This window comes from Campylobacter sp. CNRCH_2016_3089, from assembly GCF_025772505.1.
Lineage (GTDB): Bacteria > Campylobacterota > Campylobacteria > Campylobacterales > Campylobacteraceae > Campylobacter_D > Campylobacter_D lari_D.
Window position 1 is genome coordinate 20012 of record NZ_JAKMSF010000002.1, and the last position, 14483, is coordinate 34494.

Below are 14483 nucleotides of genomic sequence, written 5' to 3' on the forward strand. Positions count from 1 at the left end.
AAAATGTCTTTAAGCAATGAAGAATTAAAAAGCATATTAGAGCATAAAATTGCTCTATTAGAAAACTCGCACAAAGAAGAGAAAAATATCTCATTAGAAGCCGTAAATTCCATCATTAAAATTTTAGGTTTGCCAAATGATTTTGGCCCTTTAGCACATAGATATTTTCAACTTCACACCCCACCTAGTCTCATATGGCTTCATTTAAGTGAATGCACAGGGTGTAGTGAGAGTTTGCTTAGAACTTCATTGCCTGACTTTTTAGATCTGATTTTTGATTTCATTTCTTTAGAATATCATGAAACCTTTATGAGTGCAAGCGGACACCAAGCAGAATCGCATTTAGAGGAAGTTTTAGAAAAAAAAGATTTTCTTTTGGCCGTTGAAGGCGGGGTTTGTGCTATAAATCCTTTTTATCTAACCATAGGGGCACATGGTGAAAACGGATATGAAATTTTACAAAAATGTGCCAAAAATGCTAAAACAATCTTTGCTATGGGAACTTGCTCAAGCTATGGAGGAATTCAAGCTGCACATCCAAACCCTACCAAAAGCATAGGAATTTCTAAAGTCTTGGAAAAAAAAGTAATCAATATACCAGGTTGTCCTCCAAGTGATGTAAATATCATCGCAGCGCTTTGCTTTTATATATTATTTGAGCAAGACATGGCTTTAGATGAACAAAATAGACCTTTGGCTTTTTATGGTAAATGTTTGCATGATTTATGTGAAAGAAAAGCTAAATTTGAAGCAGGCAATTTTGCTCAAAGTTTTGATGATGAAAATATAAAACAAGGTTATTGTCTTTTTAAAGTAGGTTGTAAAGGACCTTATGCTTATAATAATTGCCCTAAGGTTAAATTTAACTCCAAAACCTCTTGGCCAGTAGCTGCAGGACATGGCTGTATTGCCTGTAGTGAAGAGAATTTTTGGGATGATTTTGGTTTTTATGAAAAACCTATGAGCAATAAATTTGCTTATAATAATTTTTCTATTATATTGGATAATAAAATAGTCCATAATAGCTCTAACAATGAGCTTAATTCAGATAATATTTTGTTAGATTTAGAAAGCGATATTAGTGGAATTTTTTATCAAAATGACACAAAGATTAATTTTTTAGACTTTAGTTTTGAAGCTAATCCTAAAGTTTTTTTAAATAATTTTGCAAAAACTAAAATGGCTATGACTTTAGTACAAAACTATCAAGAGCAATTTAAAACATATTATAATTTTATACAAGAAAATTATAATAATGAAAGCAAAATTAGCAATAATATCTTAGATTTATTTTATTTTACATATCCTTTTATTAGCGGAAAAAAATTAAGCCATTTAGATGAGTTTTTAGATCTTGCTTTAGCTTATAAGTTCAAGCATCCTAGCAAATTTGATTTTAAAACTACCATTAATGAACAAGCAAAGCTTGATATTTCTAAATCAATGCGTATGCCTTTGATTTATATTTTAGGTGGTTTAGATAAAGAAGCTATTGCTTTTGGATTGATTTTTTCTTTAAAAGAAAATTTAAAACAGGCTTTAAAAGCATGTAAAAATATACATAACAAAAAACAAATTTTAATACACTCAAATAATGAAAAAATACTAAAATTATTTTGGGATTTAACGAGTGTTTAAAGACTTAATGATAAAATATTTATCTCCCTAGTATTTGAAATTTGCAAAGCTTAAAAACTTTGCAAATTTATTTAAGATTTAGTTATTTTGACGATATAACTCTATCTTGATTTGAAAGGAACATTATGCAAATTTCTAGCTACAACTCTCAAAATTTTTCTATGGATATAAAAACAAAAAATGGCAATCATCTTTCTTTTTCTATGTACGATAAAAAAGAAGCAAAATTAGATAAAGATGGAAATTCAGCATCTTTGAGTTTAAGAAATCAATTTGGTTTTTCGTTTTCATATAGTGGCACAAAACTTTCACAAGAAGAAATTAAAGAAATTAAAGAAGCAGTAGCCAAAGTACAGCCTCAAATTGATGAATTTATGAAAAACTCAAGAGTAGGGACCTTAAAGCCAAAAGAGCTTATCACCACTGCGATGAAAATTGGTGATGCTCTGCCTATACCAAAAAATGAAGAGCACAAAAAAGCAACCTTGCATGAGTTATTTAATATTATGGATAAAAGTTTAAATAAAGAAATGACAAAAACTGATCTTGAAGATATTAAAAAACAGATTTTCCAAGATAGTGCTAAATTATTAGAAGAAATTTGGAAGCAATATAACAATCAAGAAAAGAAAAAAGAAGAAGAAAATAATAAAGAATTTGGATTTTACGCTTAAGAAGGAAAATAAATGCAAGTAAAAGATATTTTAAAAAGCATGCTAGAACTCCAGCAAAAATTAAATGATGATACTAATGGTATAGGATGGGAAAATGGCTATACCAAAGAAGGTAAATTAATTAGCTTTAGAAGATGCATTTATATGGAGTGTGCTGAACTTATTGATTCTTTTGCTTGGAAGCATTGGAAAAGCATACACACTCCTGCAAACTGGGATAATGTATGTATTGAAATAGTAGATATATGGCATTTTATCTTGAGTTTAATTTTAGAAGAATACAAAGAAAAACAAATTAATGATAAAAATTTCATAGCAGAAGAAGTTTCTTCTGTAAGTTTTTTTGATGATTTTTGCAAAGAAACTTCTAATCCAAACGAAGCAGATATTTATGAAATTTTAAATGATATTGAGCTTATTATCCATAAATGCAGTGGATTTGATTATGATTTAGGTGAGCTTTTAAGTGTCTATTTTATTCTAGCTAGAAAATGTGGCTTAAATTTCTTTAAACTTTACAAAACATATATTGGAAAAAATATTTTAAATCAATTCAGACAAGAAAATGGCTATAAAGAAGGCACATATAAAAAAACATGGAATGGTGTAGAAGATAATGAAGTTTTAAATCAAATTTTAAAAGAAACCTTAGATTATAAAGAAATTTACAAAAAACTTCAAAATTATTACGATGAATTAAAATGAATATTTTATATCTAAGCTTGCAAAATTTTTTTAGTAAACCTTTTTTAAAATTTTCTTTTTTGCCTTTTTTTGTTAGTTTAATTATTTTAGCCTTGCTTGTATTCTACACCTATGATATCTTTTTTTCTTATATTGAAGATGTCATTAGCGGAACTTTCATGGCTTGGTTTTTTAGCTTTTCCATAGTACAATTTTCACTTACATTTTTGAGTGCCATAGGTGGATTTTTCATAGTAGTTTTTGCCTCAGTATTTTTATCCATGCTAATTATTTCTTTTTTAACGCCTTATATAGTAAAAAAAATAAATCAAAAATACTACAACTATTTCATACAAAAAGAAGTAAATTCTTTAGAAGTTTTACTCAAAACATTTAAATTTATATTGACTTTTTGCGTATTATTTATAATCGCTACTTTTTTACTAATCATACCTTTTATAAGTATTGTGATTTATTATGGAGTTTTTTATTATTTATTTCATAAACTTTTACTCTTAGATGTATTAAGCAATGTCTTGGATAAAAATTCTTTTGATAATTTTTATAAGAACTCTTCACCTTTGAACTTTAAAATAAGTACTTTAATATTTTTTATTTTATCAAGCATTCCTTTACTTGGACTATTTTTACAAGTATTTTATATAATTTTTTTAACTCATTTAAGTTACCAAAAGATCTTAAATTTAGAAGCTAAAAATAATGGATGAGAGAATTAAAAAATTCATTCATTCTCAAAAACTCTTAACCTTGAGCGTGCAAGATAATGATGAAATATATTGCGCAAGTTGCTATTATGCTTTTGATGATAAAAATCTTGCATTGATTTTTGCTAGCGAAGAACATACTAGACACATTCAGCTTTCTTATAAAAATCCAAAAGTAGGAGTTAATATAGCACTAGATACAAATATTATCAATCTTATTAAAGGAGTACAAATTAAAGCTATTTTTAGAAAAGCTACCGCAGAACAAGAAAAAATATATTATGAAAAATTTCCCTTTGCAAAACTTGCAAAAGCTTGTATTTTTGCTCTAAATATACAATGGGCAAAATATACCGATAATAAAATTCTACTTTCTAAAAAATTAGAATTTTTTATTTAAAAATATCCTAAAAATATAATATTTTTTAATAAAAATTAATTTTTTTATAATTTTTTAAATATTTTTTTAATAAAATCATACAAACCATCATAATCATAAAGTCAAATATTGACTTTATCAAGGAGAAAAAATGCTCTCTTCTATTAAGAAATACCTACTAGGTAATTTTTCCAACAAAATAGCTTTCTTAGTTTGTATTTTTGTTGTAGTTTTGCTATGTGTTTTAGGTTTTTTTAATTATGTTAAATCTAAATCCAATAGCCATACACTGTTAGTTCAGTTTCAACAAAAGGTTGCTTTTGATGTGAGTAAAAGATTTGATTTATACGCAAGCGATAGACGCAATGTGATCAATTCTTTAACAAAATACATCAAAGAAAATAAAAATAATCTAAATTCAACACAATATACTAATTTATTAAATTCTATAGGAAATTCTTTGGGTTTTGATTTAACCTATGTGGGTTTTGAAGATGGAACTATATTTAGATCAAATAGCAATAATCAAACTCCAGAAAGTGGTTATGATCCTAGATCTAGAGGATGGTATAAAGAAGCCAAGGAAAAAAGAGAGTTAATTGTCACAGATCCTTACATATCATCTAGCATGCAAAAACCAACCATTTCTTATGCTAGTCCTATTATAGACAATGGAAAAGTTATAGGTGTAGTTGCTGCTGATTATGATTTGAAAAAATTCTCAGAAGAAGTTTTGGCTATAGGTAAAACACCTTATTCACATGCTGCTGTTTTAGCTGATGATGGAACTTATCTTTTTCATACCGATTCTTCCAAAATCTTAACCTCAACTAATATTAGTAAAGATATTATTTCAAATTATTTTAAAACAACTGAAGGTGCAAACAAAGGTCTTTCTAGGGATATTTTCAAAATTCAAACTAAAGAAGAAGGGATCAAAGCTTTAATTTGTAATGGTAGTATCAATCCAAAATATACTATTTGCTCTATAGCTGATTATGATTTTTACAGCGATACAGCTAAACAAACATTGATGGAACAAATTATTATTTCCTTAATTGCTATTTTTATTACTTTGATTTTTATTAGAATAATCATTTCTTATAATCTTAAGCCAATTGCTATTATATCTTCAGGCTTGCATAATTTCTTTAACTATTTAAATCATAAAGACATTCATTCACACCCTATTAAACTAAAAACTCAAGATGAATTTGGAAAAATGGCTGATGAGATTAATGAAAATATTAATATTATCAAAGAGGCTTTAAGTAAAGATGCAAAAGCTATTGAAGAATCTGTAAATGTTGCTAGAAAAATAGAAACAGGTGAGCTTAATTTACACATTAGCTCTCATGCTAACAATCCACAAATTCAAGAACTCATAGATGTTTTAAATAAAATGCTTGATACTTTACAACAAAAAATTGGTAATAATTTAAACGAAATTCAAGCGGTATTTGATAGTTATAAACAATTAGATTTTACTGCAGCTATTAATACCCCAAAAGGCGATGTTGAAAAAGCAATCAATGCCCTTGGGAATGAAATCAAAAACATGCTTTCAAAATCACTAAACCAAGGTGAGTTATTAAATCAAAAAGCCGAAGCACTCAAACAAAGTATGCATGAACTTACAAATGATGCCACACATCAAACCTCATCATTACAAGAAAGTGCAAGAGCTTTAGAGCAAATGAATTCAACTATGAGTGAAATTTCTATCAAAGCACAAGATGTAGTTAAACAAAGTAATGATATTAAAAGTGTTACCACTATGATTTCAGATATTGCTGATCAAATTAATCTACTTGCATTAAATGCAGCTATTGAAGCAGCTCGTGCAGGAGAACATGGTCGTGGCTTTGCTGTTGTTGCTGATGAAGTTAGAAACTTAGCAGAAAGAACTCAAAAGTCTTTAGGTGAGATTGAAGCTAATACTAATATCTTAGCCCAGTCTATAAATGATATGGGCGAAGCTATAAAGGAAGAAGCTAATGATATTAGCCAAATTAATGAGTCAGTGGCTACTATAGAAAAACTTACACAACAAAATTCTCAAACAGCAATACATACAAATGCTATTGCAAATGAAGTAGATTCTTTAGCACAAGATATATTAAGTGAAACAAAAAAAAGAAAATTTTAAAGATGCCTTTTTGGCATCTAGATTTAAGAAAAAGAAGGTTTAATTTGTTCTAACCAAGCATCAATTCTACTTTCGGTTAAATCCTCATGGTTATCATTATCTAATGCAAGCCCTACAAATTTATCTCCTTCTACCGCATCACTTGATTCAAAAGTATAACCACCTGTAGAAACTGAACCTACTAAATTTGCACCTGCTGCTTTTAAAGCCTGAGCAAGTTTTCCCATAGCACTACAATATGTATCTGAGTAGCTTTCACTATCTCCCATACCAAAAACTGCAACGGTTTTTCCACTAAGATTTAAAGCTGAAAAATCAAAACTATCCCAATCATCTTGAAAATCTCCACTTCCCCAAGTAGAAGTTCCGCAGATTAATTTATCATAAGAATTGATTTTTTCTGCATTAATATCTGCAATATTTAACACTTCTGAAATTCCTAATTTTTGAGCGATCATATTTGCCGCACCTTCGGTATTTCCCATAGAGCTACCATAAATTACTGCTACTGACATTTAACATCTCCTTAAAATTTGATTATTAATAGTATAGGGAACTAATTTTAGCAAAGTTTTGTTATTTTCACATAAATTATGTCTTATTTCTTTATGTTGAGTAAAATTTTTATTTCTTGGATACACAATATAAAATATTTCAAAAACATTTTTTTTGATAATTTGCAAAGCTAAATTTATATCCTTTTTATTATCTTCAAAAAAAGAAGGCATAATAGCCATTTTATCATTGATAATAATGATATTTTCTTGAATATCTACCCTAGCCTTTACATTGCTTTTACAAATTTTATCATACACAAAAGACTCAAAAGCCGCCTGTGGATCTAAGATAAAATTTGATGACATAAAAACATTTTGTATTAATCTAGCTAAAGCATATTTTGGCATCTTTGCTTCAAGCTGTAATTTATTTAAATTTCCTTCTTTATATGCTTTGATGATTTTATGAGAATATGGACAAAATTGCTTTACTTTACTAAATTTCAAAACCCTTTCTGTGATCATATTTTGGATTTTTAACTCAAAAATATTTCTTAAACTAGTAGCTTTTTTTGCATAAATATAAGGTATTTTTAGATCATTTTCCACCAAAGAATTATACAAATTTAAAAAAATAAAATTAATATTTTCTTGTTCTAAATCTCTAAATATTTTAGGTACCAAATCCTCTTTGTTATTAAAACCAAACATGTTATGCCTTCTTTGTACATTCATAAGTTTGATCAAGACCAAAAACCTTACAATATTCACAATATACACAACTCACACTGCGTTTAGCGCAAACCAAAGGTATATTGCGTTTTTTTGCCTCTGTTTTAATTTTTTTCATGGTGTTGTGATTTAAAAAACTAGTAAGCATAACTATGCATTCAGTATTTTGTGGAATGGGTTTTCTATTTACCCTATTTTCATTTCTAGCATCCCAATGCTCTATACTTTTTGCGCCTAAATTTGTCAAAACTGCCTTAATTGGAGTAATTTCATCTGCACCTATAACCAAAACTGACATTGAGCTTTCCTTTTATAAAAATGATAATTGTTATTATAATTTATAAAAGATAAATTTTAACTGATACTCAATATCAATTTTTAAAATTATGTATTATAGGTTTGATCAAAAATATCTGCATGTAAAATCTCTTCTAAAATCACTGTAGCATATGAACCTTTTTGCAAGAAAAATTCTAAAGTAAAATGAGCTTTTTCTTCATCATAATGACTTTTACAATCTTGCAAATAAGACCACATAAAGCGTCTTGAACCTTGCATTTTATCTTTAAACTCATATGCAAAAGAAAAAATCTCATCTTCTAATTTTTTAGCTAGACCTTCATTTGTTTCATAAGCTTTAGAGCCTATTAAAAGCCCCATAGAACTAATATCTTTTTGATTAAATCTTTCTACTTCACTTGGCAAATCTTCACATACAAAGCATTTACCAAAAGGATAATGCCCTAAAACTTCACCCTTTAAAAGCTTAAAAAACTGCTTTTGATTTTTTAAACTTTTGATTTCATCTTTATCTAAATCATAAATTTGTTTTATTTCTTTTTCACTAAAATCATTGATAAAATGTGATAATTCCACCCTTTTACTCAAATATCTGTTAAAAAGTTCGCTTTGAAAGGCAGAAATTAAAAATTCTTGCATTTTTTTATTTTTGATTTTTTTACCTTTTAAAATTTCTAGTCCTTGTAAAAAATTATCTTGAAATTTACCAAAACGCTGATATCCAAAATAATTAGCAAAACCTTGTTCTTGGATATTTTTGAAAGCTTGTTCTATTTTTAAAGCATCTACTTTTGAAACTTTTTTTAATCTTATAAAAAATGAATTTCCTTTTAAATGCCCTATTCTAAGTTTATTATCATGATAAAAACTTTCTAAAATTTTCATCTTATCATGTTTAAAATTTTTTAAGCCCTCTTCAAATTTTTTAGGCATAGAAATATATTGAAAAGTTAAGCCTTGTTTATCTTTTAAACCACTATAACCAAAATCTCTCATTTTAACACCGCTTTGCTCACTTAAAATTCTCAAAGCTTCACTGGTGCTTAGATCTTTTTTTTGTATATGTAAAATAAGATGTTCACCTTTACCACTAAATTCATACAAAGGCTTTTCTCTTACTACAAAATCATTACTATTTTTTGAAAAATACACATTTATCGGGCTGTGTTTTAAAGTATATAAGGGCTTAAAAATGATGTTCTCTTCCATAAAATTTATACCTTCCTGTTGTTGTTTTTGCAAAAATATTTAGTTTAATTCTATGTTTTTTAGCCATATTTTGTATAAATACTTTATGTTTTTTATCAAAAGCAAATAAAATTTCATACTCTTCTGCACTATTTAAGCTAAATTTATCTAATTTTTTAAGAAATTTTATACCAAGTTGATTTATAAAGAGCATTCTCGATAGATCCTTATTTAAACCATCTGAAATATCCATACTTACTCTGACTTTTTTTGCTATATCATAAAAAAATTTCTGCCTTAAATTCGGTTTTATAAAACGATGTTTAGAATGCAATTTTCCACCGCGAAATAGTATATTTAAACCTTTTAAACTCTCACCTAATTTCCCACTAAAAGCAAGCAAATCTCCCTTTTTTAAACCTTTTCTAAAAATAGCCCTTTTATTCACTTTAGAAATAATAGTTATACTAATATTAATTTTCCTATCTGCTATAGTATCTCCGCCTATAATTTGCACCCCAAATTCTTTTGCGCTATCTAGCAAGCCTTTTTGCAAAGCTTTAACTTGTTTCATTTCTAAACATTTTGGTAAAGAAAGCCCCAAAAGAGCGTATTTTGGTGTAGCATTCATAGCAATTGCATCAGAAATATTAACGAGCATAGCTTTTGCACCAATTTGCTCTAAACTCATCCAAGAGCGTTTAAAATGCACATCCTCACAAAATAAATCTTTAGAATAACAATATCCATCGATGATTGCTCCATCATCTCCGTTGATAGAATTTGCAAAAGCATTTATAATAAATTTTTCTTTATCCATGTGAATATTTTATACAAAAAGCTTTTAATTTTATATAATAATCAAATTTTTATAAGTTTAAAATGTATATAATCAAAAATAATACCAAGGATAAAAAATGCAAATAACTTTAAGAATTTTTCGTTTTGATAAAGATAGTGATTATTTAGCTTATTATAAACCATATGTTTATGATAGTAAAAATTTTAAAAGTGTTTATGATATTTTAAGTCAGATTAAAAAAGATGATATATATTTTGATTTTGAAGAAAATCCAGAAAGTTGTATTAAAGTTAATCAAGTAACCATTAGACAAAGAAGAGATTTAAGTAATATTATTGAAAGATTTGGAAAAGAACTCATCATAGAACCACTCGATACTAAAAGAGCTATTAAAGACTTGATCATGGATAAGAGTGATTTTTTAGAAAAACTTGAACTTTTTAAAGGACTTATTGACATACATGATATAGAGCTTTACAAGCAATATGATTTTTTATATTATACAAGCGAAGTAAGAGAATTTCTACCTGAATATCTAGGAGATAGTTTCTTTATATTTGCCTATAAAATGCTACTTAAATATCCAGAAAAAACTCCACAATTTTTAAAATTGATAGCAGATGAAGAAAAAGGAATTTATTATCATACTAAATTCAAAAATTTTATTTCATCTAATGAGCTTGACTATGAATCTTACATCAAAGAATTAAAAGTTATGCTTGTAAAATCAGGTCTTGCAAGAAGTATTTTTTAAGGAATTAAAATGTATAAAATTTATACCAATAGCAATAATGATTTATTTTGTTATTTTGATATTATCAAAAATGTCTTAGATACAGTCGGTGTTGAAAGCACATTATGTGAAAAACCTTTGGGTAAAAATTATTTTATTATTGACTATGATCCTAAAGATATTTTAGATGAATATTCTAGAATGATGAGTGAGAATAATATTTTAGCTTGCGAATATAGCTCTTATGAAATTATGAGTAAAATCGATAAGATTAAATACGCTCCAGAGTTTTTTTTAAAATACTTAAAAACAGAACACATTAAATATTTTTTTGATAAATTTAACATAGGTGTATATCAAGGATTTTCCCATGCTAATTGCTCTTTAGAACTTGCTAAGATTCTTAAAGCAAATATAATTGATTTTGAAAGAAAATATAAGAGTTGTGGCTATGGGTTCTTAAGTTTAAATGCGCAATTAGCTTATAAAAGTGCAGCAGCAATCATTTTAGATGCTTATGATAGTGGTTGTGATTTTTTAGTTGTAGAAGATTTTTATTCTTTTTATATGTTTGATAAGTGTTCTAAAGAATTACAAGCAATTTCAAATAGAAATTTTGAAGATTTTTATATTTTAAGTTTCGCAGAGCTTGCAAATTTAGCTCTAGGTATAGTACCATACACTTTAAAAAAACACAAATTAAAAGTGAGTTTAGTCAATGAAAATCGCTCTTGAATGCAAGGATTTAATTTTAGAAAAAACTTTAGAAATTGCTTTAAAAGATTTTTTAGTTTTAAAAAAAGATTGTGATTTTTTAGTCTGTGATGAAAAAATCAACACACAAAAGCCACAATTTATCATCAACAAAAAATCAAATTTCTTAACTCACCCTTTTAACATAGAAGAGTTGCTATGTGCTTTAAATGATTTCAATGCAAGCTTGCAAAATATTGCCTATAAAATAGCAATGCGTGAGAAAAAAATTATGAATCAAAAATGTGAAGCCATTTTAGAACAACTACGCCAAGAAAGTCATGAAAAAATCGATGCAATATTTGATCTTTATAAAACAGAGTTAAAAAATCTTATCAAAGAAGAAAATAATAATGCATAAAACACAAGAATATCAAAGCGTAAGAGATTTTTTAAAAAATTACAAAGAGAATAAAAAAACAAGCTCAAAAAAACAAGCTCAAAAAATTTACACCACCATAGAAAGTGGAATTTATAAGGGTAAAAAAATTTTACTTCCTAGCCTAGATACCACAAGAAGCACTAAAAGCATAGTAAAATCATGTGTTTTTAATGTTTTGCGTTTTTCTTTACAAGATAAGGTTTTTATAGAGGCCTTTGGAGGAAGTGCTTTGATGGCATTAGAAGCAAGAAGCAATGGTTGTTTAAAAAGTTATGCCATAGAAAAAGATAAAAAGGCTTATGAAATAGCTTTAAAAAACGCTTCTGGTGTTGATCAAAATACCCTTTGTTTTAATGATGATACTTTTAAAAAAACTCCTCAAATTATTCAAAATTCTAAAGAAGATATTATTTTATATCTTGATCCTCCATTTGATATTAGAGAAGGTTTTTTTGATATTTATGAAAAAACTTTAAAATTGATAGAAAATATACAAAATTCAAATGTAAAAATCATTATCATAGAACACCACAGCACTTTTAAAACTCCAACTAAAATACAAGATTATGAAAAAACTAAAGAAAAAAAATTTGGCTCAACTACTCTAAGTTTTTACTCCTTTATATAAATTTGGAACTTTTTTTGCTTTAATTTTATGAAAATAGCATAGATTAAAGGAAGAATCGATGAGAATATTACTATTTTGCTTGGTATTAAATCTAAGCATTTTTGCAGCTACTATTAAAGAACTTACTAATGTAGTAGGTGTTAGAGATAACCAACTTATAGGATATGGTTTGGTTGTTGGCTTAAACGGAAGTGGAGATGGTACAAGTAGTGAATTTACTCTACAATCTATTTCAAATATGCTTCAGGGTATGAATGTAAAAGTTAGCCCAGGTGATATAAAATCAAAAAATACAGCAGCAGTAATGGTAACAGCAAAGCTTCCTGCTTTTGCAAGAAGTGGGGATAAGCTTGATGTAAGTGTGGCTTCTTTAGGTGATGCAAAATCTTTACAAGGTGGAACCTTACTTATGACGGCTCTAAAAGGAGTTGATGGAGAGATTTACGCAGTAGCTCAAGGTTCTTTAGCAATAGGTGGACTTAGCCCAAGACCAGGTGCAGCAGGAACACACTCAACCTCAGCAAATGTTATTAATGGCGCTGTAGTAGAAAGAGAAATTCCACAAAACTTTAGTCAAAGTGAAGATTTGATTTTAAGCTTAAAAGAAGCAGATTTTAAAACAGCTAATAACATAGAAAGAGTTTTAAATACTATTTTTGACGCAGATATAGCAAAAGCTTTAGATTCTAGAACTATAAAATTAACAAAACCTGAAGAATTTTCTCATGTTGAATTTATGGCAAGAGTATTAGAACAAGATATAGCTTATACCCCAGAAAGCAAAGTAATCATTGATGAAAGAACAGGAACTATCGTTGCGGGAGTAAATATAGAAGTTGAACCTATATTAATTACTCATAAAGATATTACTATAAAAATTGATCCAAACAATACCGTGGCTTTAGGACAAAATGAAATTGATATGAAAGATGGTGGTATTTTAGACCCTGTATCTAATACTTTAAAAATCACAAACAATAAAACAACAGTAGCAAACATAGCTAGAATGTTAAATAAACTTGGAGCAGCACCAAATGATATCATAGCTATTATGCAAAATCTAAAAAGAGCTGGTGCAATCAGTGCTGAATTAGAGGTGATATGATGAGAGTTGATAATTATTTAGCGAGCAAAAATTACAGCAGTGAGCTTTATGAAAACATTACCAAGCATAATAATAGCTATAAGGCTGCTAAAAACTATGCAGATAGTGCTTTTAAAAATGATTTAACTCATATACAAGCATTAAATGATGAAGATAAAGCTTTAAAAGAACAAACCGATGCTTTTGAAGCTTTCTTAATCAAAAGTGTTTTGGATATTTCTTTAAAACAAGAAAATTCTTTATTTGGAAAAGATGCAAGTGATGAAATTTATTCATCTATGTATAATGATACTATGAGTAAAGCATTAAGTGGTGGTTTAGGTTTTTCAAAATTATTATTTGATTATTTAAAAGAAAGGCGTTAAGTTATTTTTTTAAGTGTCGATATGGTTCTTAGAGTTTTTCAATAGAACTGGAGGCTTAAAATGATAAACCCTATACATCAAAGCTATGTGGCTCAAGTTGCTACTAGCGATATAAATAAAACAGAAAACAAAGAAAATAACAAGGCAAAAGAAACTCAAAAGGTAGAAGAAAATAAGGCATCTTTTATTGCTTCACAAATAAAGAATGGCGAGTATAAAATAGACTTGCAAGCCACTTCAAAAGCAATAGTAGATTCTTTATTATAATTTTTATCCTTTTTTGGGTTAGTGCCTAAGAAAGGATAAAAAATGGTTAAACAACACTTAGACAAAACAAATTCTATTTTAGAAAAACTCATCAATCTTACTTTAGAAGATATAGCTCAAATTCAAGCTGCTAATCACCAACATGTTAGCAAAAGCGTAGAAGAAAAAACTAAACTTGTAAATGATTTTCAAATTGCTAAAAAAAATCTTGATAAGGCTTTAGTAGAACTTAGCAATCAAGGAAACAATAAGGGTTTAGACGAACTTTTAGATGATGAAGATAAAGAAAAACTTGCTCTTTTAAAGCAAAATTTAAATACCTTGCACCAAAAAAATAAAGAGTATGCTAAGCTAGCTCTTATTATTAAAAATTTTTACGACAATCTTTTAAACACAATGTTTGAACAAAATGGAACAAATAATGCTTATGGGGATAATAAGACAATTCCAGATTCATTATTTAAGATCAATGTTTAAAGGCT

At 27.6% G+C, this 14483-nt stretch carries 19 protein-coding genes and 1 pseudogene; 15 read left to right on the forward strand and 5 right to left on the reverse strand.

Features of this window, described 5'->3' with window-relative positions; all coding sequences use genetic code 11:
• Positions 1 to 3: 3 nt before the first annotated feature.
• The 7 genes and pseudogenes from L8W69_RS01305 (at position 4) to L8W69_RS09350 (ending at position 6249) form a co-directional block, all read left to right on the forward strand.
• Complete coding sequence (locus tag L8W69_RS01305; protein ID WP_263666242.1) at positions 4 to 1638, forward strand: hydrogenase small subunit; 1635 nt, start codon at positions 4 to 6, stop codon at positions 1636 to 1638.
• A gap of 125 nt (positions 1639 to 1763) precedes the next feature.
• Positions 1764 to 2312 (forward strand): ATP-binding protein, encoded by a 549-nt coding sequence (locus tag L8W69_RS01310; RefSeq protein WP_263666243.1) that lies wholly within the window; start codon positions 1764 to 1766, stop codon positions 2310 to 2312.
• Between the two features lie 12 nt (positions 2313 to 2324).
• Complete coding sequence (locus tag L8W69_RS01315) at positions 2325 to 3017, forward strand: dUTP diphosphatase (RefSeq protein WP_263666244.1); 693 nt, start codon at positions 2325 to 2327, stop codon at positions 3015 to 3017.
• A complete protein-coding gene (locus L8W69_RS01320; protein ID WP_263666245.1) occupies positions 3014 to 3724 on the forward strand; it encodes an EI24 domain-containing protein in 711 nt (236 codons plus the stop codon). Before L8W69_RS01315 ends, L8W69_RS01320 begins: the two co-directional genes overlap by 4 nt.
• On the forward strand, positions 3717 to 4121 hold the full coding sequence (locus L8W69_RS01325; protein WP_263660507.1) for a hypothetical protein: 405 nt from the start codon (positions 3717 to 3719) through the stop codon (positions 4119 to 4121). Before L8W69_RS01320 ends, L8W69_RS01325 begins: the two co-directional genes overlap by 8 nt.
• A 130-nt stretch (positions 4122 to 4251) precedes the next feature.
• Positions 4252 to 4920: pseudogene (locus tag L8W69_RS09345) on the forward strand (cache domain-containing protein); the annotation flags it as partial.
• Positions 4921 to 5724: 804 nt separating this feature from the next.
• A complete protein-coding gene (locus tag L8W69_RS09350; protein ID WP_393921402.1) occupies positions 5725 to 6249 on the forward strand; it encodes a methyl-accepting chemotaxis protein in 525 nt (174 codons plus the stop codon).
• A 23-nt stretch (positions 6250 to 6272) separates the two neighbouring features.
• On the opposite strand, the gene fldA is transcribed toward L8W69_RS09350, so the two are convergent.
• From fldA to L8W69_RS01355, 5 genes are all read right to left on the reverse strand, one after another.
• Positions 6273 to 6764, reverse strand: coding sequence for a flavodoxin FldA (fldA, locus tag L8W69_RS01335; protein WP_263666248.1), 492 nt, complete (start codon positions 6762 to 6764; stop codon positions 6273 to 6275).
• Entirely contained in the window at positions 6765 to 7457 is a 693-nt protein-coding gene (locus L8W69_RS01340; protein ID WP_263666249.1) for a hypothetical protein, read from the reverse strand.
• Between the two features lies 1 nt (position 7458).
• Positions 7459 to 7776, reverse strand: coding sequence for a DUF2325 domain-containing protein (locus tag L8W69_RS01345; protein WP_039666680.1), 318 nt, complete (start codon positions 7774 to 7776; stop codon positions 7459 to 7461).
• An 86-nt stretch (positions 7777 to 7862) separates the two neighbouring features.
• A complete protein-coding gene (gene truD, locus L8W69_RS01350; protein WP_263660558.1) occupies positions 7863 to 8996 on the reverse strand; it encodes a tRNA pseudouridine(13) synthase TruD in 1134 nt (377 codons plus the stop codon).
• Positions 8965 to 9786: a thiamine-phosphate kinase gene (locus L8W69_RS01355; protein WP_263660509.1), complete on the reverse strand. Its 822-nt coding sequence runs from the start codon at positions 9784 to 9786 to the stop codon at positions 8965 to 8967. Before L8W69_RS01355 ends, truD begins: the two co-directional genes overlap by 32 nt.
• Before the next feature lie 97 nt (positions 9787 to 9883).
• On the opposite strand from L8W69_RS01355, the gene L8W69_RS01360 reads away from it, so the two are divergent.
• The 8 genes from L8W69_RS01360 to flgN are packed head-to-tail and all read left to right on the forward strand — an operon-like array spanning position 9884 to position 14478.
• Entirely contained in the window at positions 9884 to 10522 is a 639-nt protein-coding gene (locus tag L8W69_RS01360) for a DUF5644 domain-containing protein (protein ID WP_133319369.1), read from the forward strand.
• Positions 10523 to 10531: 9 nt separating this feature from the next.
• Complete coding sequence (locus L8W69_RS01365; protein WP_263666250.1) at positions 10532 to 11236, forward strand: hypothetical protein; 705 nt, start codon at positions 10532 to 10534, stop codon at positions 11234 to 11236.
• Complete coding sequence (locus L8W69_RS01370; RefSeq protein ID WP_263659833.1) at positions 11220 to 11615, forward strand: hypothetical protein; 396 nt, start codon at positions 11220 to 11222, stop codon at positions 11613 to 11615. The genes L8W69_RS01365 and L8W69_RS01370 overlap by 17 nt, the downstream gene beginning before the upstream one ends.
• On the forward strand, positions 11608 to 12264 hold the full coding sequence (locus tag L8W69_RS01375) for an RsmD family RNA methyltransferase (RefSeq protein WP_263666251.1): 657 nt from the start codon (positions 11608 to 11610) through the stop codon (positions 12262 to 12264). Before L8W69_RS01370 ends, L8W69_RS01375 begins: the two co-directional genes overlap by 8 nt.
• Positions 12265 to 12322: 58 nt before the next feature.
• Positions 12323 to 13369 (forward strand): flagellar basal body P-ring protein FlgI, encoded by a 1047-nt coding sequence (locus tag L8W69_RS01380; protein WP_263666252.1) that lies wholly within the window; start codon positions 12323 to 12325, stop codon positions 13367 to 13369.
• Positions 13369 to 13734 carry a rod-binding protein gene (locus L8W69_RS01385; RefSeq protein WP_207921002.1) on the forward strand — a complete coding sequence of 122 codons (366 nt, stop codon included), beginning with the start codon at positions 13369 to 13371 and terminating at the stop codon, positions 13732 to 13734. The genes L8W69_RS01380 and L8W69_RS01385 overlap by 1 nt, the downstream gene beginning before the upstream one ends.
• A 60-nt stretch (positions 13735 to 13794) precedes the next feature.
• A complete protein-coding gene (locus L8W69_RS01390) occupies positions 13795 to 14001 on the forward strand; it encodes a flagellar biosynthesis anti-sigma factor FlgM (protein ID WP_133319374.1) in 207 nt (68 codons plus the stop codon).
• Between the two features lie 42 nt (positions 14002 to 14043).
• Complete coding sequence (gene flgN / locus L8W69_RS01395) at positions 14044 to 14478, forward strand: flagellar export chaperone FlgN (RefSeq protein WP_133319375.1); 435 nt, start codon at positions 14044 to 14046, stop codon at positions 14476 to 14478.
• Positions 14479 to 14483 lie beyond the last annotated feature (5 nt).

What these genes read in the sequence shown, in the direction of transcription:
- L8W69_RS01305 (WP_263666242.1), top strand. Translation starts at nt 4, where the DNA reads ATGTCTTTAAGCAATGAAGAATTAAAAAGCATATTAGAGCATAAAATT.
- L8W69_RS01310 (WP_263666243.1), top strand. Translation starts at nt 1,764, where the DNA reads ATGCAAATTTCTAGCTACAACTCTCAAAATTTTTCTATGGATATAAAA.
- L8W69_RS01315 (WP_263666244.1), top strand. Translation starts at nt 2,325, where the DNA reads ATGCAAGTAAAAGATATTTTAAAAAGCATGCTAGAACTCCAGCAAAAA.
- L8W69_RS01320 (WP_263666245.1), top strand. Translation starts at nt 3,014, where the DNA reads ATGAATATTTTATATCTAAGCTTGCAAAATTTTTTTAGTAAACCTTTT.
- L8W69_RS01325 (WP_263660507.1), top strand. Translation starts at nt 3,717, where the DNA reads ATGGATGAGAGAATTAAAAAATTCATTCATTCTCAAAAACTCTTAACC.
- L8W69_RS09350 (WP_393921402.1), top strand. Translation starts at nt 5,725, where the DNA reads ATGCATGAACTTACAAATGATGCCACACATCAAACCTCATCATTACAA.
- fldA (WP_263666248.1), bottom strand. Translation starts at nt 6,764, where the DNA reads ATGTCAGTAGCAGTAATTTATGGTAGCTCTATGGGAAATACCGAAGGT.
- L8W69_RS01340 (WP_263666249.1), bottom strand. Translation starts at nt 7,457, where the DNA reads ATGTTTGGTTTTAATAACAAAGAGGATTTGGTACCTAAAATATTTAGA.
- L8W69_RS01345 (WP_039666680.1), bottom strand. Translation starts at nt 7,776, where the DNA reads ATGTCAGTTTTGGTTATAGGTGCAGATGAAATTACTCCAATTAAGGCA.
- L8W69_RS01355 (WP_263660509.1), bottom strand. Translation starts at nt 9,786, where the DNA reads ATGGATAAAGAAAAATTTATTATAAATGCTTTTGCAAATTCTATCAAC.
- L8W69_RS01360 (WP_133319369.1), top strand. Translation starts at nt 9,884, where the DNA reads ATGCAAATAACTTTAAGAATTTTTCGTTTTGATAAAGATAGTGATTAT.
- L8W69_RS01365 (WP_263666250.1), top strand. Translation starts at nt 10,532, where the DNA reads ATGTATAAAATTTATACCAATAGCAATAATGATTTATTTTGTTATTTT.
- L8W69_RS01370 (WP_263659833.1), top strand. Translation starts at nt 11,220, where the DNA reads ATGAAAATCGCTCTTGAATGCAAGGATTTAATTTTAGAAAAAACTTTA.
- L8W69_RS01375 (WP_263666251.1), top strand. Translation starts at nt 11,608, where the DNA reads ATGCATAAAACACAAGAATATCAAAGCGTAAGAGATTTTTTAAAAAAT.
- L8W69_RS01380 (WP_263666252.1), top strand. Translation starts at nt 12,323, where the DNA reads ATGAGAATATTACTATTTTGCTTGGTATTAAATCTAAGCATTTTTGCA.
- L8W69_RS01385 (WP_207921002.1), top strand. Translation starts at nt 13,369, where the DNA reads ATGAGAGTTGATAATTATTTAGCGAGCAAAAATTACAGCAGTGAGCTT.
- L8W69_RS01390 (WP_133319374.1), top strand. Translation starts at nt 13,795, where the DNA reads ATGATAAACCCTATACATCAAAGCTATGTGGCTCAAGTTGCTACTAGC.
- flgN (WP_133319375.1), top strand. Translation starts at nt 14,044, where the DNA reads ATGGTTAAACAACACTTAGACAAAACAAATTCTATTTTAGAAAAACTC.